This is a genomic window from Pseudomonas sp. W15Feb34, assembly GCF_023127765.1.
Lineage (GTDB): Bacteria > Pseudomonadota > Gammaproteobacteria > Pseudomonadales > Pseudomonadaceae > Aquipseudomonas > Aquipseudomonas synxantha_A.
In genome coordinates, this window is the sequence record NZ_SPKN01000023.1 from 113298 (window position 1) to 136908 (window position 23611).

Below are 23611 nucleotides of genomic sequence, written 5' to 3' on the forward strand. Positions count from 1 at the left end.
CTTGAGCACAGGCTCGCCAAGCTGTGACTCAGTCGACACTCGCAAGTGCCCGCCACCCGTCGATTCAGCACTCTGCCCGCCGGCCAAACGGAGTAGTTTTTGTCAGAGTCCTTGGGCGCAAGGGCTTGTTCCGTTAAGATAGTCGGCTTTTTCACGGCGGGAGTCAGGCAGCATGGCGCAGCAGTATCAACCGGGGCAACGCTGGATTAGTGACAGCGAAGCAGAGCTGGGGTTAGGCACCGTTCTGGCACAGGACGGGCGCTTGTTGACCGTGCTCTATCCGGCCACTGGCGACACCCGCCAGTATGCGCTACGGAATGCGCCCCTCACTCGCGTGAGGTTTTCGCCGGGTGACACCATCACCCATTTCGAAGGCTGGAAAATGACCGTACAGCAAGTCGACGACGTCGACGGCCTGCTGGTCTACCACGGCCTCAATGGGCAGAACGAGCAGGTCACCCTGCCGGAAACCCAACTGTCCAACTTCATCCAGTTCCGCCTGGCCAGCGACCGTCTGTTCGCCGGGCAGATCGACCCGCTGGCGTGGTTCTCGCTGCGCTACCACACGCTGGAACACACCAGCCGCCAGTTGCAGTCCTCGTTGTGGGGCCTGGGTGGCGTGCGTGCACAACCTATTGCGCACCAACTGCACATCGCCCGTGAAGTCGCTGACCGTATCGCGCCGCGGGTCTTGCTGGCTGACGAAGTGGGCCTGGGCAAGACCATCGAAGCGGGCCTTGTGATCCATCGCCAACTGCTCTCGGGCCGCGCCAGCCGTGTGCTGATCCTGGTCCCGGAAAACCTGCAGCACCAGTGGCTGGTGGAAATGCGCCGCCGCTTCAACCTGCAGGTCGCGCTGTTCGACGAAGAACGCTTTATCGAAAGCGATGCCACCAACCCGTTCGAAGACACCCAGCTTGCACTCGTTGCGCTGGAATGGCTGGTGGACGACGAGAAAGCCCAGGACGCGTTGTTCGCCGCTGGCTGGGATTTGCTGGTGGTCGACGAAGCGCACCACCTGGTGTGGCATGAAGACAAGGCCAGCGCCGAATACTCGCTGGTCGAACAACTGGCTGAAGTGATCCCAGGCGTGCTGCTGCTCACCGCCACCCCGGAACAACTGGGCCAGGACAGCCACTTTGCGCGCCTGCGCCTGCTGGACCCGAACCGTTTCCACGACCTGCAAGCCTTCCGCGCCGAGAGCGAAAACTATCGCCCGGTGGCCGAAGCCGTGCAGGAGCTGCTCGACAAGGGCCGCCTGTCTCCGGCCGCGCACAAGACCATCCAGGGTTTCCTCGGTAACGAAGGCGAAGCCCTGCTCAGCGCCGTCAACGATGGCGACAGCGAAGCCAGTGCGCGCCTGGTGCGTGAACTGCTCGACCGCCACGGCACCGGTCGCGTGCTGTTCCGCAACACCCGCGCTGCCGTGCAAGGCTTCCCCGAGCGCAAGCTGCACGCCTACCCGCTGCCGAACCCGGATGAGTACCTCGAACTGCCGTTGGGCGAACACGCCGAGCTGTACCCGGAAGTCAGTTTCCAGGCGCAGCCGGATATCGAGGAAGAAAACCGCTGGTGGCGCTTCGACCCACGGGTCGAGTGGCTGATCGACCAACTGAAAATGCTCAAGCGCACCAAGGTCCTGGTGATCTGCGCCCACGCCGAAACCGCCATGGACCTGGAAGACGCCTTGCGCGTGCGCTCCGGCATCCCGGCCACGGTGTTCCACGAGGGCATGAACATCCTCGAGCGTGACCGCGCCGCCGCCTACTTTGCCGATGAAGAGTTCGGCGCCCAAGTGCTGATCTGTTCGGAAATCGGCAGTGAAGGCCGCAACTTCCAATTCTCCCACCACCTGGTGCTGTTCGACCTGCCGTCCCACCCCGACCTGCTGGAACAGCGTATCGGCCGTCTGGACCGGATCGGCCAGAAACACGTGATCGAACTGCACGTACCGTACCTGGAAACCAGCCCGCAACAGCGCCTGTTCCAGTGGTACCACGAAGCGCTCAACGCCTTCCTCAACACCTGCCCGACCGGCAACGCCTTGCAGCATCAGTTCGGCCCGCGCCTGCTGCCATTGCTCGAAGCCGCCGACGACGGCGAGTGGCAAGCCTTGATCGACGAAGCCCGTGCCGAGCGCGAGCGCCTGGAACAAGAGCTGCACACCGGTCGTGACCGCCTGCTGGAACTCAACTCCGGCGGCGCCGGTGAAGGCGATGCGCTGGTCGAGGACATCCTTGAGCAAGACGACCAGTTCGCCCTGCCGATCTATATGGAAACCCTGTTCGACGCCTTCGGTATCGACAGCGAAGACCATTCGGAAAACGCGCTGATCTTGAAACCCAGCGAAAAAATGCTCGACGCCAGCTTCCCCCTGGGCGACGACGAAGGTGTAACCATCACCTACGACCGTAACCAGGCGCTGTCGCGTGAAGACATGCAGTTCATCACCTGGGAACACCCGATGGTGCAAGGCGGCATGGACCTGGTGCTGTCCGGTTCCATGGGCAACACCGCCGTGGCGCTGATCAAGAACAAGGCGCTCAAGCCGGGCACTGTGCTGCTGGAACTGCTCTATGTCAGCGAAGTGGTTGCCCCGCGCTCGCTGCAACTGGGCCGTTACCTGCCACCGGCCGCCCTGCGCTGCCTGCTGGATGCCAATGGCAACGACCTGTCGGGCCGCGTGTCGTTCGTGACCTTGAATGACCAACTGGAAAGCGTACCGCGAGCCAGTGCCAACAAGTTCGTGCAGGCCCAGCGCGATCAGCTCACACCGCGCATCAACGCCGGTGAAGAGAAGATCGCCCCGCGTCACGCCGAGCGTGTGGCCGAAGCCAAGCGCCGCCTGGCCGCAGACACCGACGAAGAGCTGGCGCGCCTGACCGCGTTGCAAGCGGTCAACCCCACCGTGCGTGACAGCGAGCTGGTTGCCTTGCGCAATCAACGCGAGCAAGGCCTGGCCATGCTCGACAAGGCGGCGCTGCGACTGGAAGCGATTCGCGTGTTGGTGGCGGGCTGATCATTCGCTGTGAGTAGAAGGCCCGCGCAATGCGGGCCTTTTTTATTTGCCTTCAGGGCCTCATCGGGGCATGGGTATCTACACAACTTCAGTTCGCAGCCCCTACGGTAACCACGATGCAAAGCGAGCCGCTCTTGATCTGCATTTGATCTTGATCTTAGGCGCCCCGTTAAACCACGCTGGCCGGAATTCGACAGGGATTTGGGGGGTAAACCGGCAGGGATGCCGGTTTAGCCGCCCCGCGCCATGGATGGCACGTGGCGGCGCCCCCCCCAAATCCATGGCGGATTACGGGCACACCGAGCCCAAGCGAGGTGCCGAGTGGTGGGGCAAGAGCCTTTTTGGTTACTTTTGGGGCTCTTTTCCAAAAGTGACCCGCTGTAAAAGCGGAACCAATAGCAGCCGTTACCGCAGGAATGGATATGTACTCGGTCTCAAGCTGTAGCGGCAGCCGCCGGCACCTCAACCGCACTCAACCCATCCTTCATGCGCTTGGCATCACGCACAAAACTGCGCGAGGCCTGAAACAGAAACAGCATGGTCAAGAACAGCGCCACCGGAATCAGGTACATGGCGTCATGCAACCCCACGGCTTTATACGCCTCAGTCATTTGCTCTGCCCCGGCCGCATACATTGCCGAATGGGCAAAGTGATCGGACAGCGCCCCGACCACCACCGGCCCCATGCCACCGCCGAGCAAATACAGGCCTGCAAAGAATAGCGCCATGGCCGTAGCGCGCAGGCGCGGTTCGACCACGTCCTGGATCGCGGTGTACACGCAGGTATAGAAATTGTAGGCAAACAGCCAGCCCACACTGAACAGCGCGACAAACACGCCTATCTCGATACGCCCGGCATGCAAGGCCCAGGCGGTAGTCACCGTGGAGATGATCAAGCTGCACGCGGCAAACAGCAGACGGCCGTTGGCGACCCGCTGATGGATCTTGTCGGCAATCCAGCCACCCAGGGTCAAGCCCACCAGACCGGTCAAGCCGACGATCACACCGGTGGCGACGGCCGCGTCCTGCAACGGCAAGAGGAAATAGCGTTGCAGCATCGGCACCAGGAACGAGTTGCACGCATACGTGGCAAAGTTAAAGCACAGTCCGGCCAGCACCAGCCACAGGAAGGTCGGCACCGCCAGTACGCGGCGGATCGGGCGGTCGACACGCTCCTGGGACACTTGCACGGTTTCCGCCGCGCCGCGTTTAGGCTCTTTGATATAGAACATGAACACCGCCAGGATCATTCCGGGCACGGCGGCGATAAAGAATGGGGCACGCCAGCTATCAAACGCCTTGACCATCGCGCCAATGGTGAAAAACGCCAGCAGCAGCCCCAACGGCAGGCCAAGCATGAAAATCCCCATGGCCCGCGCGCGGCGGTGGGCGGGGAACAGGTCGCCGATCAATGAATTGGCGGCCGGCGCATAGCTGGCTTCCCCGATGCCGATGCCCATGCGCACCAGCAGGAAGGTCCAGAAACTCCCGACCATGCCATTGACCGCCGTCAGCCCGCTCCAGGCAAACAGGCCCCAGCCCATCAATTTGCTGCGCGAGCCGGTGTCGGCCAGTCGCCCGAGCGGCAGCCCGGCAAGGGCGTAGACGATGGTAAAGGCGGTGCCGATGATACCGAGCTGAAAGTCGCTCAGGTGCCATTCCATGCGGATCGGCTCGATGATGATCGCGGGGATGGTGCGATCGAAGAAGTTGAACAGATTGGCCAGGAACAGCAGGAACAGAATGCGCCAGGCATTCGCCGCTTGGGTCGAGTTCTGCATGGGTCCGTCTCTTTTATTGTTATGAGCGCTACGATGCCCGATGCATCCTGCCCGGTACCTGCAACATAGTCAGCTGAGGCGGGGTTGTCTGTAATGATTCGTAAAGCTGATAGGGCATGATTTCACCCGGTAACACGGGGATTTGTCCCACAAAAATATAAGTGCGCGCCCCCCTTCCCAACGGCCATGGCACGGATAGAATGGCGAGCCTTCCTGTAACACCCCCAACCTACTTTCTTATTGATGACGCCCATGTCCGAAGCCAGTCCGTGTCTGAATTGCGGTGCCTGCTGTTCACACTTTCGCGTGTCTTTCTTTTGGGGTGAGTGCGCCTCATCCGGGGGCACGGTGCCCGATGATCTGGTGGTGCAGATCAACCCGACCCGGGTGGCAATGATCGGCACCGATCAAAAACCTGCGCGCTGTTGCAGCCTTGAGGGCGAAGTGGGCAAAAGCACCAGTTGCTCGATCTATGCACAACGTTCGAGCCCGTGTCGCGAGTTCGATGCTTCCTGGAGCCAGGGTGTGCAGAACGTTGATTGCGATGCTGCCCGTGCTGCCTTCGGTCTGGCCCCTTTGCAAGCTCCGCCGTTTGAACTGGACCTACCCATCAGCGCTTAGCACCAAACGCTATGCACAGCATGACAAATTAATTGAGATCAAAATGCCATTACCCATGGCAAATCCCATGAGGCTTCTATACTCGACATGGTAGGTCATCGCCTCTGGCAGTGACGTGGCTCTATGACGGGATACGCTATGGAATGGCTGGGCCAGTATTTTTTCACCGACCTTCCAGACAGCGGGCATTTATTGCTCAATTGCAGTCATAACCCCTTTCTGGTGCTACTGGCGTACCTGGTTGCCTGCGCAGCGGGGTTCGGCACCCTGGACATGGCCGAACGCGTCGGCCATGTAGAAGACCCCACCGCCCGCCGCCACTGGCGCTGGCTGGGAGCGGGCTGCCTGGCGGGCGGGATCTGGTCGACCCATTTCATCAGTATGCTGGCCTTCCAGGCCCCAATCGCCATTCATTACGAATTGCTCACGACGTTTGCCTCGCTGTTGATCGCCCTGATCGCCTCGCTGTTCGCCATGAAAACCCTCAGTCATGCCCATCTGCGTTTGCACCAATACATGCTGGCTGCGGTATGGATAGGGCTGGGCATCGCGCTGATGCATTACGTGGGCATGGCGGCGATGCGCTCCCAGGCGCAGGTGTACTTTGAATCGCAGTTGTTCATGGCCTCGGTGGCGATTGCCATCGTTGCCAGCCTGGCGGCGTTGCTGCTGTCCAGTTACCTGCGCAACGGTGCCGGGGTGTTTCACCAACTGCTCAAGTACGCCGCCAGCCTGGTTCTTGGCGCGGGGATCCTGAGCATGCACTTCACCGGCATGGCGGCCATGCAAATGTTGGTACCCAGCGGCGCGGACTTGTCGTTGCCGGTGGACAACAATCCGATTCAACTGGGCCTGTCGGTGGCGGTGATTACCCTCTTGGTGATCGGCAGCGGTGTCAGCGCAGCTCTGGCAGACAAAAAACTGCAGCACAAGGAACGTGACCTGCGCCGGGTCAATGCGCTGCTCAGCGAACTCGACCAGGCCCGCGCCTCACTGCAACAAGTGGCCCATTTTGACGCGCTGACCAACTTGCTCAACCGCCGTGGTTTCAATCAGATCTTCGCGGAGAAAGTTGCAGAAAAAACCCGAAGCCAAGGCATGATGGCGGTGATTTTCCTCGACATTGACCACTTCAAGCGCATCAATGACAGCCTCGGCCATGACGCTGGCGACCAGTTGCTCACGGTGCTGGCCGGGCATATCAAGGGCTCGATACGTAGCCGTGAGGATGTGGTCGCACGGTTTGGCGGCGATGAGTTCTGCATCCTGATCAATATCCATCACCGTGACGAAGCGCGGCACATGGCCCAGCGCATCATGCAGAAAATGAAAGAACCCATCGAACTGGCCGGCCGCCGCATGGTGATGACTACCAGCATTGGTATCAGCCTGTTCCCCGACGATGGCCAAACCTGCGAAGAACTGCTGAAGACCGCCGACCTAGCGCTGTACCAATCCAAAGACACCGGGCGCAACAGCCTGAACTTCTTCAGTTCCAACCTGAAAACCCGCGCCTCCCTGGAACTGCAACTGGAAGAGGAGCTTCGTGCCGCATTGCGCGCACGCACCGAACTGGTGTTGTTCTATCAACCGATCTTCGACATGAAACTGGGCAAGGTCACGCGTCTTGAGGCACTGGTGCGCTGGGAACATCCCCAGCATGGGTTGCTGGCCCCGGACCGGTTTATCGGGATCGCCGAGAACAATGGGCTGATCGCCGAGTTGGACCACTGGGTATTGCGCCAGGCCTGTCACGACCTGAGCCTGTTGTCTGACCGGGGCTACACCGAGCTGACCATGGCCGTGAACTGCTCGGCCCTGAACCTGGCGCGGGACGAGCTGGCCGATGAAATCGAAGACGCCCTGCGCTTTGCCGGCGTGGCGGCCAACCGCCTGGAGCTGGAAGTCACCGAAAATGCGCTGATGGGCAATATCAGCAGCACCCTGGCGCTGCTGCGGCAAATCCGCGCCCTGGGGGTCTCCCTGGCGATCGATGATTTCGGCACCGGCTACTCATCCCTGGCCTATCTCAAGCGCCTGCCGCTTAACACCTTGAAGATTGATCGTTCGTTTATCCAGGACATCCCCAAATCCACCGCAGACAGCGAAATCGTCCAGGCGATTATCGGCATGGCCCACACCCTGCACTTGCAGGTGGTGACCGAAGGCGTGGAAACCCAGGCGCAGTTTGAGCTATTGCTCAAGCACGACTGTGACTTCATCCAGGGTTACCTGCTCAGCCCGGCGGTGCCGTTCAACGACATCATCGGTGTGATGCAAGGCATTGCGATACGCAATCCGCTCTACCCCTTCAGCGTGGAAGGCAATAAAGACAGCACGCCCACCAAAGACCCTGCGCCAGTGCGAATCGGCCCGCCGTCTATTGTCAGGCCAATTCGCTGAAGCCCAAATCAGAATGCTGGTGGTGCGACGACTGCAATCGCCAGTGCCATGGCACACATGGAAACAATTCTTCAGCGGTTTCCCGGCGGCCTGAACTGTTCCCGTGACGTTTACGTCACCCTAGGCTGTGACCTTTCTCTACGGCAAGGTGCCATCACTGGCAACGCGGTTACTCCGCTACACACTTATGGGGACAGAAAAGGCGCACCTTTTTCGCGCACTCCATTCTTACGTCGCCCTTTCCTGGATCAGAATCCAAGGCGAGACCACCACCGCCCACAGGCTTGGATCACGCTCCACCAAGTCCAATGCCCGCGTTGCAGACACTTCGCCAAGGCTCCCTGAAGCCAGCCAGGCGGCGACTTTATCACGGTTGTCTTCAGCCATTCCCTCGGCTGCTTCGATCAAATCCAGTCCGGCATCGACCCACAATAGGGCACCCTTGGCAAAGAACGGCTCTAGCTCCTTCCAGGAAATTTCAGCGGTTTCACCGAGCAGCTTGGCATAGAGGGTGCTAGGTTCTTGCGTCATGGGAGTTCACCTGAGTAAAAAATCGGCGCAATCATAGCCTTCTGACTCAGGCAGAAAAACCCAGTAGCAAATGAGGTAGCGATTGAAAGGGCCGGGAAAGCCAGGGAACACCTTGAAAACGGGTGTAAGCCCGCCGCAATTCTGTCTTTTTCTTTCATTTAAGCGACACGCTCAGGTTTTGCCCCCCGTTGCCAGCTTTTCAATTGATCAACCGGCGCTCTACACTGTACCGGTACAGTTGCCAGGGCAATACCGGGGGGATATCCGCGATATCTGATCCGGTTCTGCAGCTCACAAGGCCGCTAGAACTATAAAAAATACAACAGTAAGAGTGGAGCACTATGAATAAGGCTACTAAGCAGATTTCCAAACTGTTTGCCGCTATGGTCCTGGCTGGGGTTGCCGGCCATTCGTTCGCAGCCGACACCATCAAGATCGGCATCGCCGGTCCCAAGACCGGTCCGGTAACGCAATACGGCGACATGCAATTCATGGGTGCCAAGCAAGCCATCAAGGACATCAACGCCAAGGGCGGCGTGGATGGCAAAATGCTTGAAGCCAAGGAATACGACGACGCTTGCGATCCAAAACAAGCGGTCGCCGTAGCCAACAAAGTGGTCAATGACGGTGTCAAGTTCGTAGTCGGCCACCTCTGCTCCAGCTCCACTCAGCCAGCGTCGGATATTTATGAAGACGAAGGCGTCATCATGATTACCCCGGCTGCCACCAGCCCTGAAATCACTTCCCGTGGCTACAAGCTGATTTTCCGCACCATTGGTCTGGACAGCGCACAAGGCCCGGCAGCCGGCAACTACATCGCCGACCACGTGAAACCGAAAATCGTTGCAGTACTGCACGACAAACAGCAGTACGGTGAAGGCATCGCTACCGCCGTGAAAAAGACCCTCGAAGAAAAAGGCACCAAGGTTGCCGTCTTCGAAGGCTTGAACGCCGGCGACAAGGACTTCTCCTCGATCATCCAGAAACTCAAGCAAGCCAACGTCGACTTCGTCTACTACGGCGGCTACCACCCTGAGCTGGGCCTGATCCTGCGCCAGGCCAAGGAAAAAGGCCTGAACGCCAAGTTCATGGGCCCAGAAGGTGTCGGCAACGACTCCATCTCGCAAATCGCCCAGGGCGCTTCCGAAGGCCTGCTGGTGACCCTGCCGAAATCCTTCGACACCGACCCTGCCAACAAAGCCATCGTTGAAGAGTTCACCAAGAACAAGCAGGACCCAACCGGTCCGTTCGTGTTCCCGGCGTACTCCGCGGTTGAAGTCATCGCCGGCGGTATCGCTGCCGCGAAGAGCGAAGACACCGCCAAAGTGGCTGAAGCCATCCACGCAGGTACCTTCAAGACCCCTACCGGCGACCTGAGCTTCGACGCCAAGGGCGACCTGAAGGACTTCAAGTTCGTGGTCTACGAATGGCACTTCGGTAAACCAAAAACCGAAGTTTCCCCTCAGTAAGCCAGGCGTTACTGGTCAACAAGCCCACTGTGCAAGCAGTGGGCTTTGTTTTACGAGGTTTATGGGCCATGTCACCCGCGATCCGGGCGCTGGCTCACCTGAAAATCTTAAAACCGTCACCAGCGGTTCGCTGGCAAACGCTTCGTGCAACCTGGTCACAGAACAGGGCACCGAGCCGGAAATGACTCCACCAGTGAAATGCGTATCGGGTTTTTAGGAGCGCTGTAATGCCTGAGATCTATCATTTTTTCCAACAGCTGGTTAATGGCCTGACCATTGGCAGCACCTATGCCTTGATAGCCATTGGCTACACAATGGTTTACGGCATCATTGGAATGATCAACTTCGCCCATGGCGAGGTATACATGATTGGTTCCTATGTGGCCTTCATCGCCCTTGCCGGGCTGGCCATGATGGGGATCCACTCCCTGCCGCTGTTGATGACCGCTGCGTTCCTGGCATCGATCATCGTGACCAGTGCCTATGGCTACAGTATCGAGCGGGTTGCCTACCGTCCCTTGCGTGGCAGCAACCGTTTGATCCCACTGATTTCCGCCATCGGCATGTCGATTTTCCTGCAGAACACCGTATTGCTGTCCCAGGACTCCAAGGACAAGTCCATTCCCAACCTGATCCCGGGGAGCATCTCCTTCGGCCCAGGTGGTGCACAAGAAGTGCTGATTTCGTACATGCAGATTCTGGTTTTCGTGGTAACCCTGGTGGCCATGCTGGGCCTGACACTGTTCATTTCCCGCTCCCGTCTGGGGCGCGCCTGCCGGGCCTGCGCCGAAGACATCAAGATGGCCAACCTGCTGGGCATCAACACCAACAACATCATCGCCCTGACCTTCGTCATTGGTGCTGCGCTGGCGGCCGTGGCGGCCGTGTTGCTGAGCATGCAATACGGCGTGATCAACCCCAACGCCGGTTTCCTGGTGGGCCTCAAGGCCTTTACCGCAGCGGTATTGGGCGGCATCGGCAGCATTCCGGGCGCCATGCTCGGCGGGCTGGTGCTGGGTGTGGCCGAAGCCTTTGGCGCCGATATCTTCGGCGACCAGTACAAGGACGTCGTAGCGTTCGGCCTGTTGGTTCTGGTGCTGTTGTTCCGTCCGACCGGCATCCTGGGCCGTCCGGAGGTTGAGAAAGTATGAGCAGATATCTTAAATCGGCGTTTTTCAGCGCCTTGCTGGTATGGGCCGTGGCCTTCCCGGTACTCGGCCTCAAGCTGAGCATTGTCGGCATCAACCTGGAAGTGCATGGCACCGGGCCCGTGACCCTGACCGTCATCGCCTTGTGTTCGGTGCTGATGTTTCTGCGCGTGCTGTTCACCCAGCAGGTCGGTGCCTTGTTCAAGGGCAACCGTGCTCCGTTGGTGTCGCCCAAGGTCAGCCAATTCCTGACCCTGCCGCGCACCCAGCGCTACATCATTATCGGCCTGATTATCGCCGCGCTGATCTGGCCGTTCTTCGGCTCACGCGGTGCGGTCGACATTGCGACGCTGATCCTGATCTACGTGTTGCTGGGCCTGGGCCTGAACATCGTGGTGGGCCTGGCCGGCCTGCTCGACCTTGGTTACGTGGGCTTTTACGCCGTGGGTGCCTACACCTACGCGCTGCTCTCGCACTACCTGGGTTGGAGCTTCTGGATCTGCCTGCCGCTGGCCGGCATGGCGGCCGCTACGTTCGGCTTCCTGCTGGGCTTCCCGGTGCTGCGCCTGCGCGGTGACTACCTGGCCATCGTGACCCTGGGCTTCGGTGAGATCATCCGCCTGTTCCTGCGTAACCTCACCGATATCACCGGTGGGCCCAACGGTATCAGCAGCATTCCCAAGCCAACGTTCTTCGGGCTGTCGTTCGACCGCACCGCCGCTGAAGGTATGCAGACCTTCCACGAGTACTTCGGGATCGCCTACAACCCGGTCAGCAAAGTGGTGTTCCTGTACCTGGTGGCGCTGCTATTGGCGTTGGCGGCACTGTTCGTGATCAACCGTTTGCTGCGCATGCCCATCGGCCGTGCGTGGGAAGCGTTGCGCGAAGATGAAATCGCCTGCCGTGCCCTGGGCCTGAACCCGACCATCATCAAGCTTTCCGCGTTCACCCTGGGCGCCGCGTTCGCCGGTTTCGCCGGCAGCTTCTTCGCTGCGCGCCAGGGCCTGGTGACCCCGGAGTCGTTCACCTTTATCGAGTCGGCGATCATTCTCGCCATCGTGGTATTGGGTGGCATGGGCTCGCAACTGGGCGTGATCCTGGCGGCGATCGTGATGATCCTGCTGCCGGAAATGATGCGTGAGTTCAGCGAATACCGCATGTTGATGTTCGGCGCCATGATGGTGCTGATGATGATCTGGCGCCCTCAAGGCCTGCTGCCCATGCAACGTCCACACATGGAGCTGCGCAAATGAGCCGCGAGATCCTGAAAGTTGAAAACTTGAGCATGCGCTTCGGCGGCTTGCTGGCGGTCAATGGCGTGGCCCTGACCGTGAAAGAGAAACAGGTCGTGGCGCTGATCGGCCCCAACGGTGCCGGCAAGACCACGGTGTTCAACTGCCTCACCGGCTTCTACAAGCCGAGCGGCGGCAGCATCCTGCTGGACGGCCAACCGATCCAGGGCCTGGCGGGTCACGAGATCGCTCGCAAGGGCGTGGTGCGTACCTTCCAGAACGTGCGGTTGTTCAAGGACATGACCGCAGTCGAGAATCTGTTGATCGCCCAGCATCGTCACTTGAACACCAACTTCTTCGCGGGCCTGTTCAAGACCCCGGCGTTCCGCAAGAGCGAGCGCGAGGCCATGGAATACGCGGCGTACTGGCTGGACAAGGTCAACCTGACCGAGTTTGCCAACCGCCCGGCAGGCACCCTCGCCTACGGCCAACAGCGTCGCCTGGAAATCGCCCGCTGCATGATGACCCGCCCGCGGATCCTTATGCTCGACGAACCTGCCGCGGGCCTGAACCCCAAGGAAACCGAAGACCTCAAGGCGCTGATCAGCGTGCTGCGTGAGGAAAACAACGCCACGGTGCTGTTGATCGAACACGACATGAAACTGGTCATGAGCATTTCCGACCATATTGTGGTGATCAACCAGGGCACGCCGCTGGCCGACGGCACGCCGGAGCAGATCCGCGACAATCCTGAAGTGATCAAAGCCTATCTGGGGGAAGCGTAAAATGTTGCAGTTCGAAAACGTTTCCACGTTCTACGGCAAGATCCAGGCCCTGCACGACGTCAATGTCGAAGTGCGCCAGGGTGAGATCGTCACCCTGATCGGCGCCAACGGTGCCGGCAAATCCACCTTGCTGATGACCTTGTGCGGTTCGCCGCAAGCCTACAGCGGCAGCATCCGCTACATGGGTGAAGAGCTGGTGGGCAGGCACTGCGCCGAAATCATGCGCAAGAGCATTGCCGTGGTACCGGAAGGCCGCCGCGTGTTCTCGCGCCTGACCGTGGAAGAGAACCTGGCCATGGGCGGGTTCTTTACCGACAAGGGCGACTACCAGGAACAGATGGATAAGGTGCTGCACCTGTTCCCCCGCCTCAAGGAACGCTTCAGCCAGCGCGGCGGCACCATGTCGGGCGGCGAGCAGCAAATGCTCGCCATCGGCCGGGCGCTGATGAGCAAGCCCAAGCTGTTGCTGCTGGACGAGCCCTCCCTGGGCCTGGCACCGATCATCATCCAGCAGATCTTCGATATCATCGAACAGCTGCGCAAAGATGGGGTGACGGTGTTTTTGGTGGAGCAAAACGCCAACCAGGCATTGAAAATCGCTGACCGGGCCTACGTGCTGGAAAACGGTCGGGTGGTGATGCAGGGCACTGGCGAGCAACTGCTGACCGATCCGAAGGTGCGAGAGGCATATCTGGGAGGTTAAGACCCGGTTACTGAGTAAACTGGATCTAAATGTGGGAGGGGGCTTGCCCCCGATAACGGTATATCAGTCACATGTCCTGTGCCTGACACACTGTCATCGGGAGCAAGCCCCCTCCCACATTTTGTTTTGCGTAACTTGAAAAAAATTCGACTGGTTTTGTAACGAACTCAATCCCCCTCTCTCTAGTGGTGCAAGCAGGCAATCAAGCCTGCGCATTCGACCACTGCTGGAGACACACCATGACCACCAAACTGTCCGCCGCCACCCTCGTCCTCGCCCTGGGTTCGGCCCTGAGCCTGTCTGCCCTGAGCACCACTGCCCACGCAGCCGATGACATGCAGAAATGCTTCGGCGTGGCTGAAGCCGGCAAGAACGATTGCGCCGCAGGCGCCGGCACCTCTTGCGCCGGCACCTCCAAAACCAAGGACCAGGCCAATGCCTGGAAGCTGGTCCCCGCAGGTACCTGCACCAAGACCCCAAGCACCACCTCGCCGACCGGCTTCGGCCAGGAAACCGAATTCACTGCCAAATCCTGAAACCTCGTGCAGCCTGAGTACTGATGATGACGCCTACATCCCCTTACACGGTCTCACCGACTCAGGTGCCCGGCCTGCCCTTGCGGGCCGGGCTGGGGTTGAAGACCGAGCACTTCACCCAAGTGCTTGAGACCGGCCCCGATATCGGTTTTTTTGAAGTTCACGCCGAAAACTACATGGTGGCCGGTGGCCCGTTTCATCACTACCTGGGATTGATCCGTGAGCAGTACCCGCTGTCGTTGCACGGCGTGGGCCTGTCCATCGGCGGCGAAGGTGCCCTGGATCGCGAACACCTGGCACGCTTGGCGACGTTGATCGAGCGCTATCAACCCCAGTCTTTTTCCGAACACCTGGCCTGGTCCAGCCACGGCCCGGTGTTTCTCAACGACTTGCTGCCGCTGGCTTACGACGCCACCACCCTGAGCCGAGTGTGCGCACATGTTGACCAGGTGCAGAGCACACTCAAGCGGCCGATGCTGCTGGAGAATCCCTCGACCTACCTGCAGTTCCAGCGCTCTACCCTGGATGAAACCGACTTCATCAGCGAGGTCATCCGCCGTACCGGTTGCGGCCTGCTGCTCGACGTCAACAACGTCTACGTATCCTGCATCAATCACCAGCGCGATCCATCGGCCTACATCGACGCCCTGCCCTTGCACGCAGTGGGGGAGATTCATCTGGCCGGCTTTGCCGAAGACACAGACAGCCTGGGCGACCGCCTGCTGATCGATGACCACGGCGCGCCTATCGATAACGCCGTGTGGCAACTGTACGAGCACGTGCTGGCGCGGACCGGTCCGGTAGCTACGTTGATCGAGCGGGATAACCAGGTGCCGCCCTTCAGCGTATTGCAGGCCGAAGCCCGGCAGGCTGAAAGCTATTTGTCGCAGGTGGCCCGATGAGCCTTCAACAGGCATTCGCCCACGCGCTGCTGACGCCGGACGCAACCTGCCCCGAGGAGGTGTTCAGCAGCAACGGGGCCGACCCGGCGAGTCGCTTCGCGGTGTATCGCAATAATGTCCACAGCGCGTTGATAAATGCGCTCGTCGCCGCCTATCCGGTGACGCGGCAACTGGTTGGCGATGAGTTTTTCCACGCCATGGCCAGCCTGTATGTCCAGGCTCACCCGCCCACCAGCCCTTTGATCAGCGAATACGGCAGCACGTTGGCAGCGTTTATCCAGCGCTTCGAACCGTCCTCAAGCGTGCCATACCTGGCAGATATCGCTCGGCTGGAGCGCCTGCGGGTTCGGGCTTATCACGCGGCGGATCGCCAGGCACTGGATCAGCACAGCGTGCTCCAGCAACTGCAAGGCTGCGCGCAGCTGGGGCAATTGCGGGTGCGACTGCATCCATCCCTCGAAACATTGGAATCTCCCTACGCGATCGTGTCGGTTTGGGCTGCGCACCAGACCGACGGGGTTATCGCCACCTTGAACCCATGGTACGCCCAAGGCGCGCTGGTCCTGCGCCACGGGTTGGAGGTCAAGGTGTTCGCCATCGACAGCGGCTCGGTGACGTTTATCAACCGCCTCAACCAAGGCGCCGGGCTGGAGTTGGCCATCGCTGACGCCCTTGAAGCCTCAGCCGAATTCGACTTGCACCAATGTCTCACGCTGCTGATCAGCCACGACGCCATTACTCATTTGCATCTGCCACCCAAGGTATCGCCATGAACACTCCCGCTCCGTGCCTGATAAAGCGAACCGTCGCACTGTTTGAAAAAATCCCCTACAGCCTGATCGCGTTTATTGCGCGCTTCTCCATTGCCGCAGTGTTCTGGAAATCCGGGCAGACCAAGGTCGAAGGCTTTGCCATTGACGTGATCAGCGGCACATTCCAAGTCGGTGAACCCAAGCTCGCCGCCTCGACACTCTGGTTGTTTCGCAGCGAATATCAGTTGCCCCTGGTGCCGCCGGAGGTGGCCGCGTACCTGGCAACCTTTGCCGAGCACTTTTTCCCGGTATTGATCCTGCTGGGGTTTGCCACACGCTTCTCGGCCCTGGCCCTGATCGGCATGACCTTGACCATTCAGTTGTTCGTCTACCCTGACGCCTACCCCACGCACGGCACCTGGCTCGCGCTGTTGTTGCTGTTGCTCGCCAAGGGGCCAGGCCGCTTGTCCATCGACCACCTGATGGCCCGTCGCTTGCGTTAAAGCCGATCCAGCGCCTCGCCGCTGCGCCGGAACCAATCCACCAGGTAATCGACCAGCACCTGGGTGCGTCTCGGCAGGCCACCCTGGTAGGGATGAACCAGGTACATCGGCATTCGGCGTGTCTGATAGTCGCGCAGGATCCAGCGCAATCGCCCATCGGCCAACTCCGTCGGCAACACGTAGGACGGCAGGCGGGCGATACCGGCGCCCACCAGGGCGGCTTTTTTCAGCAGGTTGTAATGGTTGGAGGCAAACGTGCCGCTCACCCGCACTCGCAGTAATTCATGCTGCTGGTGATACAACCACTCCTCACGACCGCTGTAGTGACTGTTGAGCAAGCAGCTGTGCGTCGACAGGTCCGCCGGGGTCAGCGGTTCGCCATGCTGCTCCAGATACGCCGGGCTGGCGCAGGTCACCTCGTGCCAGGCCAGTAAAGGCTTGGCGACCAGGCGTTCATTTTCGATGGCAGCCGCGCGCACGCCCAAGTCAAAGCCATCGCGCGCCAAGTCTCGGTAGCTGTTGTTAAGCTCCAGCTCGATCTGCACCTGCGGATATTGCCGGGAAAACTCCAGCAACAAGCCATCGAAGAAGGTTTCGCCCAGCGACACCGGAACGGTCATACGCACAGGGCCGGCCAAATCATCCTTGAGCCGCGCCAACGCCTGCCGCGCGCGTTCTACCTGTACCACCAGCGCTTGTGCCTGGGGCAGCAACGCCGCGCCGGCCGCGGTGAGGCTGAGCTTGCGGGTGGTGCGGTGCAACAGCACCACGGCAAACTGCGCTTCCAACTGGCTGATGCGCTTGGACAACTGCCCTTTGCTGCAGCCCAGCTGTTCGGCCGCCACGGTGAAACTGCCCGCTTCGATCAGCACAGCAAAGGCTGCCAGATCATCCATTTCGCTCATGGATTGTTTCCATTTGAAAACCAAAGGTTGCCTATTAGCGCGTTTATTCGCCTGAAAAGCCACACTAGACTGGACCTTCAGTTAACCCCCTGGAGGAACAGCACGATGAAAATCCTATTGATTGGTGCCAGCGGCACCATAGGTTCAGCGGTCAAGGCAGAGTTGGCGCAACGCCACGAAGTGATCAGCATCGGCCGTACCAGCGGCGACTTCCAGGTGGACATCAGCGATAGCGCCTCGATACGCAGGCTGTTCGAGCAGACCGGCAAGTTCGACGCCCTGATCTGCGCCGCAGGCAGTGTGAACTTCGTGGCACTGGGAGAGATGAGCGACAGCGATTTCGAACTGGGCCTGCGTGACAAGCTGATGGGCCAGGTCAACCTGCTGCTGATCGGACGCGAATACGCCAATGACGGTGCCTCGTTTACGTTCACCAGCGGCATTCTCAACCGCGACCCGATCCGTACCGGTGCCTCGGCCGCGCTGGTCAACGGCGCGCTGGATGCCTTTGTCAAAGCCGCGGCGATCGAGTTGCCACGGGGCTTGCGTGTCAATTCGGTGAGCCCGACAGTGCTGTTGGAAGCCATGGGCAGCTACGCTCCATACTTTCGTGGGTACAAACCGGTGCCTGGTGCAGATGTGGCGTTGGCCTACGCGAAGAGTGTCGAGGGCTTGCAGACAGGGCAGACCTTTATCGTGGGCTGACCTGCCAAAGAAGGTTCTCGGTACCTGCCACCTTTAGTGCAGGTACCGAGTTGCCCATTCCGCAGCCAAGTCTTTGGGCACGGCTACTCTGAAGCTGCCCCCCATAATCCCTTGAACGTGGCTGGTGTATAAACGGCGACCATCGATATAAAGCGTCATCTGCTTTCCGTAGGTCAGCGTGGTAATGGCTGTGGTACGCGCCTTGGCCTCTTCGCTTAACGTAATGCTGGCCGATACGGTATCCGCATTCAGATTGTGGATACTCTTGAGTTCAAGCGAGATCTCGGTGAAGTCATTAGCCGACCAATACTCCAACCTCGCGGCGTCCTCAGCAAACACCGAAACGCTGACAAACAGCAGTCCATATGCGCTCCATTTATTTGTCATCGCAACGCTCCCAGGCAAAGTCATCAACCCTTGCATACCGCCCCCCGTCCTTGCATCAGTAAAGGCTTAAAGGCTGACGTATGCCGCAGGTATTGGTTTCGAGCTGTTTACAGACTTGTGGTGCGACGCGAGGCTGCGTAACGTGGCGGCACTTGTTTTGGAGACCCGATCAATGCGCGCCGCCCGTACTCTTGCACTGCTTGCCCTGCTGCCCCTGTTCACCGCTTGCCAGATGTTCGAGAGCGAGCCGGCCAAACCGTCTACTGCCGGGCTGACCCGTATGCAGGGTGAGTTGACCGCTGTGGAGGGCAAATTGTTGTTCCAACCGTGCGGCGACAAACGCAACTATGTGGTCAACGACACCGGCGGCACCAGCATCCTGCAGGAAGCCGCGTCCCTGGCCGGCCAGCAAGGCGCGTTGTTTGCCGACCTGCGCGGCAAGTTTTCCGGGGTTGCCAGCGGCACCCAGGGTTCGCTCGACCTGCAACAACTCTATCGCGTAGAGCGCTCGACCTCAGCCTGCGACGATCCGGACTTCAAGCGCATGATCCTGCGCGCCAACGGCCATAAGCCGGCCTGGGCAATGAATGTCACAGCCAAGGGCATGGTGCTGGAACGCGAAGGCCAGCCACCGCTGGCGGTGCCCTACGTCGAAGAACAACTGGGCGATGGGCGCTTCAACCTGATGACCGAAGCCAATAACCAGCACATCGAACTGTGGGTGGCGCCCCAGCGCTGCGTCGACAGCGTGAGCGGCAGCCTGCAACACATGAGCGCCGAGTTGCGGGTGAACGGCCAGGTGCAGCGTGGCTGCGCGGCGTTTGGCGGCTCCCGGGACGACTGATTGTGCCTTGGGCTGTTTTAACCTGACGGAAAACCACCTTTGGGGCTTATAATCGCCGGTTTGCAAAACAGCCGGCCTCCTTGCCCGCCGCCTACCGGATCCTGTCATGTTACGAATCACCGAACTCAAGCTGCCCATCGACCATCCCGAAGAAGACCTGCGGCCTGCCATCGTGCAGCGCCTGGGCATCGCCAGTGATGACCTGCTCGATTTCACCCTGTTCAAACGCAGCTACGACGCCCGTAAAAAGTCGTCGGAGCTGTGCTTCATCTACACCGTCGACCTGAACGTCAAGGGCGAACCCGCCCTGCTGCTCAAGTTTGCCGATGACCGCAACGTCAATCCCGCGCCGGATGTCAGCTACAAGGTCGTGGGCCAGGCGCCGGCAGGCTTGGTTGAACGACCGATCGTGGTGGGTTTTGGCCCCTGCGGGATCTTCGCCGGGCTGCTGCTGGCGCAGATGGGCTTCAAGCCGATCATCCTCGAACGCGGCAAGGAAGTGCGCCAACGCACCAAGGACACCTGGGGCCTGTGGCGTAAAAGCGTGCTCAACCCCGAGTCCAACGTGCAGTTCGGTGAAGGCGGTGCCGGGACCTTCTCCGACGGCAAGCTGTACAGCCAGATCAAGGACCCGAAATTCCACGGCCGCAAAGTGCTGCACGAGTTCGTCAAGGCCGGTGCACCGGAAGAGATTCTCTATGTCAGCAAGCCGCATATCGGCACTTTCCGCCTGACCGGCGTGGTAGAGAACATGCGCGAGCAAATCATCGCCCTGGGCGGTGAAGTGCGCTTTGAACAACGGGTCACGGATGTGTTGATCGAAGACGGACAGTTGAACGGCGTGGTCATCGACGGCGGCGAGCAGATCCTTTCCAGGCACGTGATTCTTGCCCTGGGCCACAGTGCCCGTGACACCTTCCGTATGCTCCATGATCGCGGCGTGTACATGGAAGCCAAGCCGTTCTCGGTGGGTTTCCGTATCGAACACCCGCAGTCGCTGATCGACGCCGCACGCCTGGGCAAATACGCAGGCCATCCGAAACTGGGCGCAGCGGACTACAAGCTGGTGCACCACGCCAAGAATGGTCGCTCGGTCTACAGTTTCTGCATGTGCCCTGGCGGTACCGTGGTGGCTGCGACCTCAGAACCGAACCGCGTCGTGACAAACGGCATGAGTCAGTATTCGCGTAATGAACGCAACGCCAACTCCGGCATCGTGGTCGGCATCACCCCCGAGGTGGATTACCCGGGCGGCCCGCTGGCCGGTATCGAATTGCAGGAGCGCCTGGAGTCCCACGCCTATATCCTCGGCGGCAGCAACTACGAGGCACCGGCGCAACTGGTGGGGGACTTTATCGCCGGCAGACCGTCCACTGCCATCGGCAGTGTGGAGCCGTCCTACAAGCCCGGCGTGTCAATGGGCGACCTGGCCCTGGCCTTGCCGGACTTTGCCATCGAAGCCATCCGCGAAGCGTTGCCGGCGTTCGAAAAGCAGATCAAAGGCTATTCGCTGCACGATGCGGTGTTGACCGGCATCGAGACTCGCACTTCGTCACCCTTGCGCATTACCCGCGATGAGTCGATGCAGAGCCTAAACGTCAAAGGCCTGTTCCCGGCCGGGGAAGGCGCGGGTTACGCCGGTGGGATTCTGTCGGCAGGTGTCGACGGGATTCGGATTGCCGAGGCGTTGGCGCGGGATATGTTGGGCATCGAAGCCTGAGAACACTGTAGTGAAAAATGTGGGAGGGGCTTGCTCCCGATAGCAGTGGTTCAGTCACAGTATTTTTGACTGACACACCGCAATCGGGAGCAAGCCCCCTCCCACATTTTGATTTGCGCCGGGTCAGATATTGGCGCGCAGGATCGTTTCGGGCAGCGACTCGCCCTGCTCGACACTCGCAGCCACCGCCGCAACCAACCCATCCAACTCATACCCCTGCCCCGCCAACCACGCCTGATCGTAATAGGTCGTGGCATAACGCTCGCCGCCATCACACAAGATCGCTACGATCGAGCCCGATTCTCCCGCCGCTTTCATCTGGTGCGCTGCTACCAACGCGCCGATCAGGTTGGTCCCGCTGGAACCGCCGACCCGTCGTCCCAAACGCCCAGCCAGGTAATGCATCGCCGCCAATGACAAGGCGTCTGGCACCTTGACCATCGCATCAATCACCGCCGGCAGAAACGACGCCTCGACACGCGGGCGACCAATCCCTTCGATTCGCGAACCACACTCCAGGCGCAGGCTGGCGTCGCCGCTCTGGTAGAAGTCGAAAAACACCGAGCGCTCGGCATCGGCACACAGCACGCGGGTGCAATGCTGGCGATAACGTACGTAGCGGCCCAGTGTCGCGGTGGTGCCGCCAGTGCCGGGGCTGGAAATCAACCAACTGGGCTCCGGGTGCTGCTCGAAGCGCATCTGCTGGAAGATCGATTCGGCAATGTTGTTGTTTGCGCGCCAGTCGGTAGCACGCTCGGCGTAGGTGAACTGGTCCATGAAGTGACCACCACTTTCCTGGGCCAGGCGTTCGGATTCGGCGTAGATCTGCGTCGGGTCCTGAACCAGATGGCTCTTGCCACCGTAGAAGGCGATCTGGGCGATCTTTTCCTGGGAGGTGGTGGCCGGCATGACGGCAATGAACGGCAACCCCAACAGGCGAGCGAAGTAGGCTTCAGAGATGGCTGTGGAACCGCTGGACGCTTCGATCACCGGGGCGCCCGGCTTGAGCCATCCATTGCACAGCGCGTACAAAAACAGCGAGCGAGCCAGCCGGTGTTTCAGGCTGCCTGTGGGGTGGCTGGATTCGTCCTTGAAGTACAACTCGATGCCGGGCAACCCAGGTAACGGCAACGGGATCAGGTGGGTGTCGGCGCTCCGCTGGAAGTCCGCTTCAATGATGCGAATGGCTTCGCGGGCCCAGGTACGGTGGTCGCTCATGGTGGACTCTCTAAGGTTTTCAGCCTGAATCTTAAGATGTTTCGTACACCTCACACAGATACAGTACCGACTCAATTTGACACACAACTGCTAGTCTTTTACGCATCTACAACCCGACTCATCTCTTATAACAAATAAGAATATAACTTTTGTTTTAACAACTAACTGTACGGGTTAGGGTACCCACCTATTGAACCTCAAATGGAGAGCATCCCTTGCCTCTGCGTAGCACTTTTACTCGTTTCTTCCAGCTGGAAGCCGCCAGTGGTCTGTTGTTGATCGCCGCTGCCGCTTTGGCGCTGATCATCAACAACTCACCGTTGTCGCACTTGTACAACGCGTTTCTCGATACACCTGTGGTTGCCCAGGTCGGCGCGTTGAAAATCGCCAAGCCGGCACTGCTGTGGATCAACGACGGCCTGATGGCTCTGTTTTTCCTGTTGATCGGCCTGGAGGTCAAACGCGAACTGCTCGATGGTCACCTCTCCAAGCCTTCCCAGGTTGTGCTGCCCGGCGCAGCGGCCATAGGCGGCATGGTGGTGCCGGCGCTGATCTACTGGGCGCTGAACAAGGACAACCCGGCCGCCCTCGCCGGCTGGGCGATCCCGATGGCCACGGATATCGCGTTCGCTCTGGGCGTGCTGGCACTGCTGGGCAAGCGCGTACCGGTGTCGCTGAAGTTGTTCCTGATGACCCTGGCAATCATTGATGACCTCGGCGCCATCATCGTCATCGCGCTGTTCTATTCCGCTGACTTGTCCGGCGCGTCCCTGGCGGGCGCGGGGGCTTGCTTGCTTGCCTTGATTGCGATGAATCGCCTGGGCGTGATCAAGCTTGGGCCTTACCTGATCATCGGCCTGATCCTGTGGGTGTGCGTACTCAAGAGCGGTGTGCATGCCACACTGGCCGGTGTGACCCTGGCATTCTGCATTCCACTGCGCACCCGGAATGCCGAAACCTCACCGCTGCTGACCCTGGAGCACGCCCTGCACCCGTGGGTGGCCTACGCCATCCTGCCGTTGTTCGCGTTCGCCAATGCCGGGGTTTCCCTCACCGGCGTGAGCCTGGAGAGCTTCACCCATTCCGTGCCCATGGGCATCGCCGCCGGCCTGTTGATCGGCAAGACCATCGGTGTGTTCGGCCTCACTTGGCTGGCGATCAAGACGGGTATCGCGTCCCTGCCCAGCGGCGCCAACTGGGGTCAGGTTCTTGGCGTGGCTGTTCTGTGCGGTATCGGCTTCACCATGAGCCTGTTTGTCGGCTCCCTGGCGTTTGTGCCGGGTGCCAGCGAGTTTGCCGGTGAAGACCGCATGGGGATTCTGACCGGATCGATCCTGGCAGCCTTTATCGGGTATGCGGTGACGGCGATGGCGAGTCGCAAAAAAGCCTGAGCCCCTGGGAAAGCAGCATAAAAAAACCCCAACCGGTCACCCGGTTGGGGTTTTCT

Annotated in this window: 21 protein-coding genes; 16 read left to right on the forward strand and 5 right to left on the reverse strand. The window is 60.0% G+C overall.

What is annotated here, in order from left to right:
- The first annotated feature begins 172 nt into the window (after positions 1-172).
- A complete protein-coding gene (rapA, locus tag E4O97_RS10405; protein ID WP_248161311.1) occupies positions 173-3019 on the forward strand; it encodes an RNA polymerase-associated protein RapA in 2847 nt (948 codons plus the stop codon).
- A 434-nt stretch (positions 3020-3453) separates the two neighbouring features.
- Here the strand turns inward: rapA and E4O97_RS10410 are convergent, their stop codons facing one another.
- A complete protein-coding gene (locus E4O97_RS10410) occupies positions 3454-4800 on the reverse strand; it encodes an MFS transporter (RefSeq protein WP_032877331.1) in 1347 nt (448 codons plus the stop codon).
- A 252-nt stretch (positions 4801-5052) separates the two neighbouring features.
- On the opposite strand from E4O97_RS10410, the gene E4O97_RS10415 reads away from it, so the two are divergent.
- Positions 5053-5421, forward strand: a complete 369-nt coding sequence (locus tag E4O97_RS10415; protein WP_032803342.1) for a YkgJ family cysteine cluster protein — start codon at positions 5053-5055, stop codon at positions 5419-5421.
- Positions 5422-5559: 138 nt separating this feature from the next.
- A complete protein-coding gene (locus tag E4O97_RS10420) occupies positions 5560-7824 on the forward strand; it encodes a bifunctional diguanylate cyclase/phosphodiesterase (RefSeq protein ID WP_248161327.1) in 2265 nt (754 codons plus the stop codon).
- Between the two features lie 228 nt (positions 7825-8052).
- Here the strand turns inward: E4O97_RS10420 and E4O97_RS10425 are convergent, their stop codons facing one another.
- Positions 8053-8355 carry a DUF2288 domain-containing protein gene (locus E4O97_RS10425; protein WP_248161314.1) on the reverse strand — a complete coding sequence of 101 codons (303 nt, stop codon included), beginning with the start codon at positions 8353-8355 and terminating at the stop codon, positions 8053-8055.
- A gap of 341 nt (positions 8356-8696) precedes the next feature.
- Here E4O97_RS10425 and E4O97_RS10430 point away from each other — a divergent pair, with 341 nt between their 5' ends.
- The 9 genes from E4O97_RS10430 (at position 8697) to E4O97_RS10470 (ending at position 16385) form a co-directional block, all read left to right on the forward strand.
- The gene (locus E4O97_RS10430) at positions 8697-9824 is read left to right on the forward strand and encodes a branched-chain amino acid ABC transporter substrate-binding protein (protein ID WP_032877333.1); all 1128 of its coding nucleotides are present in this window, start codon (positions 8697-8699) and stop codon (positions 9822-9824) included.
- Positions 9825-10051: 227 nt separating this feature from the next.
- Positions 10052-10975 carry a high-affinity branched-chain amino acid ABC transporter permease LivH gene (gene livH, locus E4O97_RS10435; RefSeq protein WP_003193535.1) on the forward strand — a complete coding sequence of 308 codons (924 nt, stop codon included), beginning with the start codon at positions 10052-10054 and terminating at the stop codon, positions 10973-10975.
- Positions 10972-12225, forward strand: a complete 1254-nt coding sequence (locus E4O97_RS10440; RefSeq protein ID WP_032877334.1) for a high-affinity branched-chain amino acid ABC transporter permease LivM — start codon at positions 10972-10974, stop codon at positions 12223-12225. Before livH ends, E4O97_RS10440 begins: the two co-directional genes overlap by 4 nt.
- Complete coding sequence (gene livG, locus E4O97_RS10445) at positions 12222-12989, forward strand: high-affinity branched-chain amino acid ABC transporter ATP-binding protein LivG (RefSeq protein WP_005785832.1); 768 nt, start codon at positions 12222-12224, stop codon at positions 12987-12989. Before E4O97_RS10440 ends, livG begins: the two co-directional genes overlap by 4 nt.
- A 1-nt stretch (position 12990) precedes the next feature.
- Positions 12991-13692: an ABC transporter ATP-binding protein gene (locus E4O97_RS10450; protein WP_005785830.1), complete on the forward strand. Its 702-nt coding sequence runs from the start codon at positions 12991-12993 to the stop codon at positions 13690-13692.
- 239 nt (positions 13693-13931) lie between these two features.
- On the forward strand, positions 13932-14228 hold the full coding sequence (locus E4O97_RS10455; RefSeq protein ID WP_032877335.1) for a DUF2282 domain-containing protein: 297 nt from the start codon (positions 13932-13934) through the stop codon (positions 14226-14228).
- Between the two features lie 23 nt (positions 14229-14251).
- The gene (locus E4O97_RS10460; protein WP_148852407.1) at positions 14252-15130 is read left to right on the forward strand and encodes a DUF692 domain-containing protein; all 879 of its coding nucleotides are present in this window, start codon (positions 14252-14254) and stop codon (positions 15128-15130) included.
- On the forward strand, positions 15127-15903 hold the full coding sequence (locus tag E4O97_RS10465) for a DNA-binding domain-containing protein (protein ID WP_248161317.1): 777 nt from the start codon (positions 15127-15129) through the stop codon (positions 15901-15903). The genes E4O97_RS10460 and E4O97_RS10465 overlap by 4 nt, the downstream gene beginning before the upstream one ends.
- Positions 15900-16385 (forward strand): DoxX family protein, encoded by a 486-nt coding sequence (locus E4O97_RS10470; protein WP_103733465.1) that lies wholly within the window; start codon positions 15900-15902, stop codon positions 16383-16385. The genes E4O97_RS10465 and E4O97_RS10470 overlap by 4 nt, the downstream gene beginning before the upstream one ends.
- On the opposite strand, the gene E4O97_RS10475 is transcribed toward E4O97_RS10470, so the two are convergent.
- Entirely contained in the window at positions 16382-17290 is a 909-nt protein-coding gene (locus E4O97_RS10475) for a LysR family transcriptional regulator (protein ID WP_148852408.1), read from the reverse strand. The genes E4O97_RS10470 and E4O97_RS10475 overlap by 4 nt on opposite strands.
- A 105-nt stretch (positions 17291-17395) precedes the next feature.
- On the opposite strand from E4O97_RS10475, the gene E4O97_RS10480 reads away from it, so the two are divergent.
- Entirely contained in the window at positions 17396-17995 is a 600-nt protein-coding gene (locus E4O97_RS10480; protein WP_122735386.1) for a short chain dehydrogenase, read from the forward strand.
- A gap of 33 nt (positions 17996-18028) precedes the next feature.
- Here the strand turns inward: E4O97_RS10480 and E4O97_RS10485 are convergent, their stop codons facing one another.
- Positions 18029-18418 carry a hypothetical protein gene (locus tag E4O97_RS10485; protein ID WP_248090995.1) on the reverse strand — a complete coding sequence of 130 codons (390 nt, stop codon included), beginning with the start codon at positions 18416-18418 and terminating at the stop codon, positions 18029-18031.
- Between the two features lie 136 nt (positions 18419-18554).
- Here E4O97_RS10485 and E4O97_RS10490 point away from each other — a divergent pair, with 136 nt between their 5' ends.
- Together E4O97_RS10490 and E4O97_RS10495 are read left to right on the forward strand one after the other, a co-directional pair.
- A complete protein-coding gene (locus tag E4O97_RS10490) occupies positions 18555-19226 on the forward strand; it encodes a hypothetical protein (RefSeq protein WP_005785817.1) in 672 nt (223 codons plus the stop codon).
- Positions 19227-19332: 106 nt separating this feature from the next.
- Positions 19333-20946 carry an NAD(P)/FAD-dependent oxidoreductase gene (locus E4O97_RS10495; RefSeq protein WP_248161319.1) on the forward strand — a complete coding sequence of 538 codons (1614 nt, stop codon included), beginning with the start codon at positions 19333-19335 and terminating at the stop codon, positions 20944-20946.
- 123 nt (positions 20947-21069) lie between these two features.
- Here the strand turns inward: E4O97_RS10495 and E4O97_RS10500 are convergent, their stop codons facing one another.
- Positions 21070-22164, reverse strand: a complete 1095-nt coding sequence (locus tag E4O97_RS10500; protein WP_148852410.1) for a PLP-dependent cysteine synthase family protein — start codon at positions 22162-22164, stop codon at positions 21070-21072.
- A 215-nt stretch (positions 22165-22379) separates the two neighbouring features.
- Here E4O97_RS10500 and nhaA point away from each other — a divergent pair, with 215 nt between their 5' ends.
- Positions 22380-23555 carry a Na+/H+ antiporter NhaA gene (gene nhaA, locus E4O97_RS10505; RefSeq protein WP_248161321.1) on the forward strand — a complete coding sequence of 392 codons (1176 nt, stop codon included), beginning with the start codon at positions 22380-22382 and terminating at the stop codon, positions 23553-23555.
- Positions 23556-23611 lie beyond the last annotated feature (56 nt).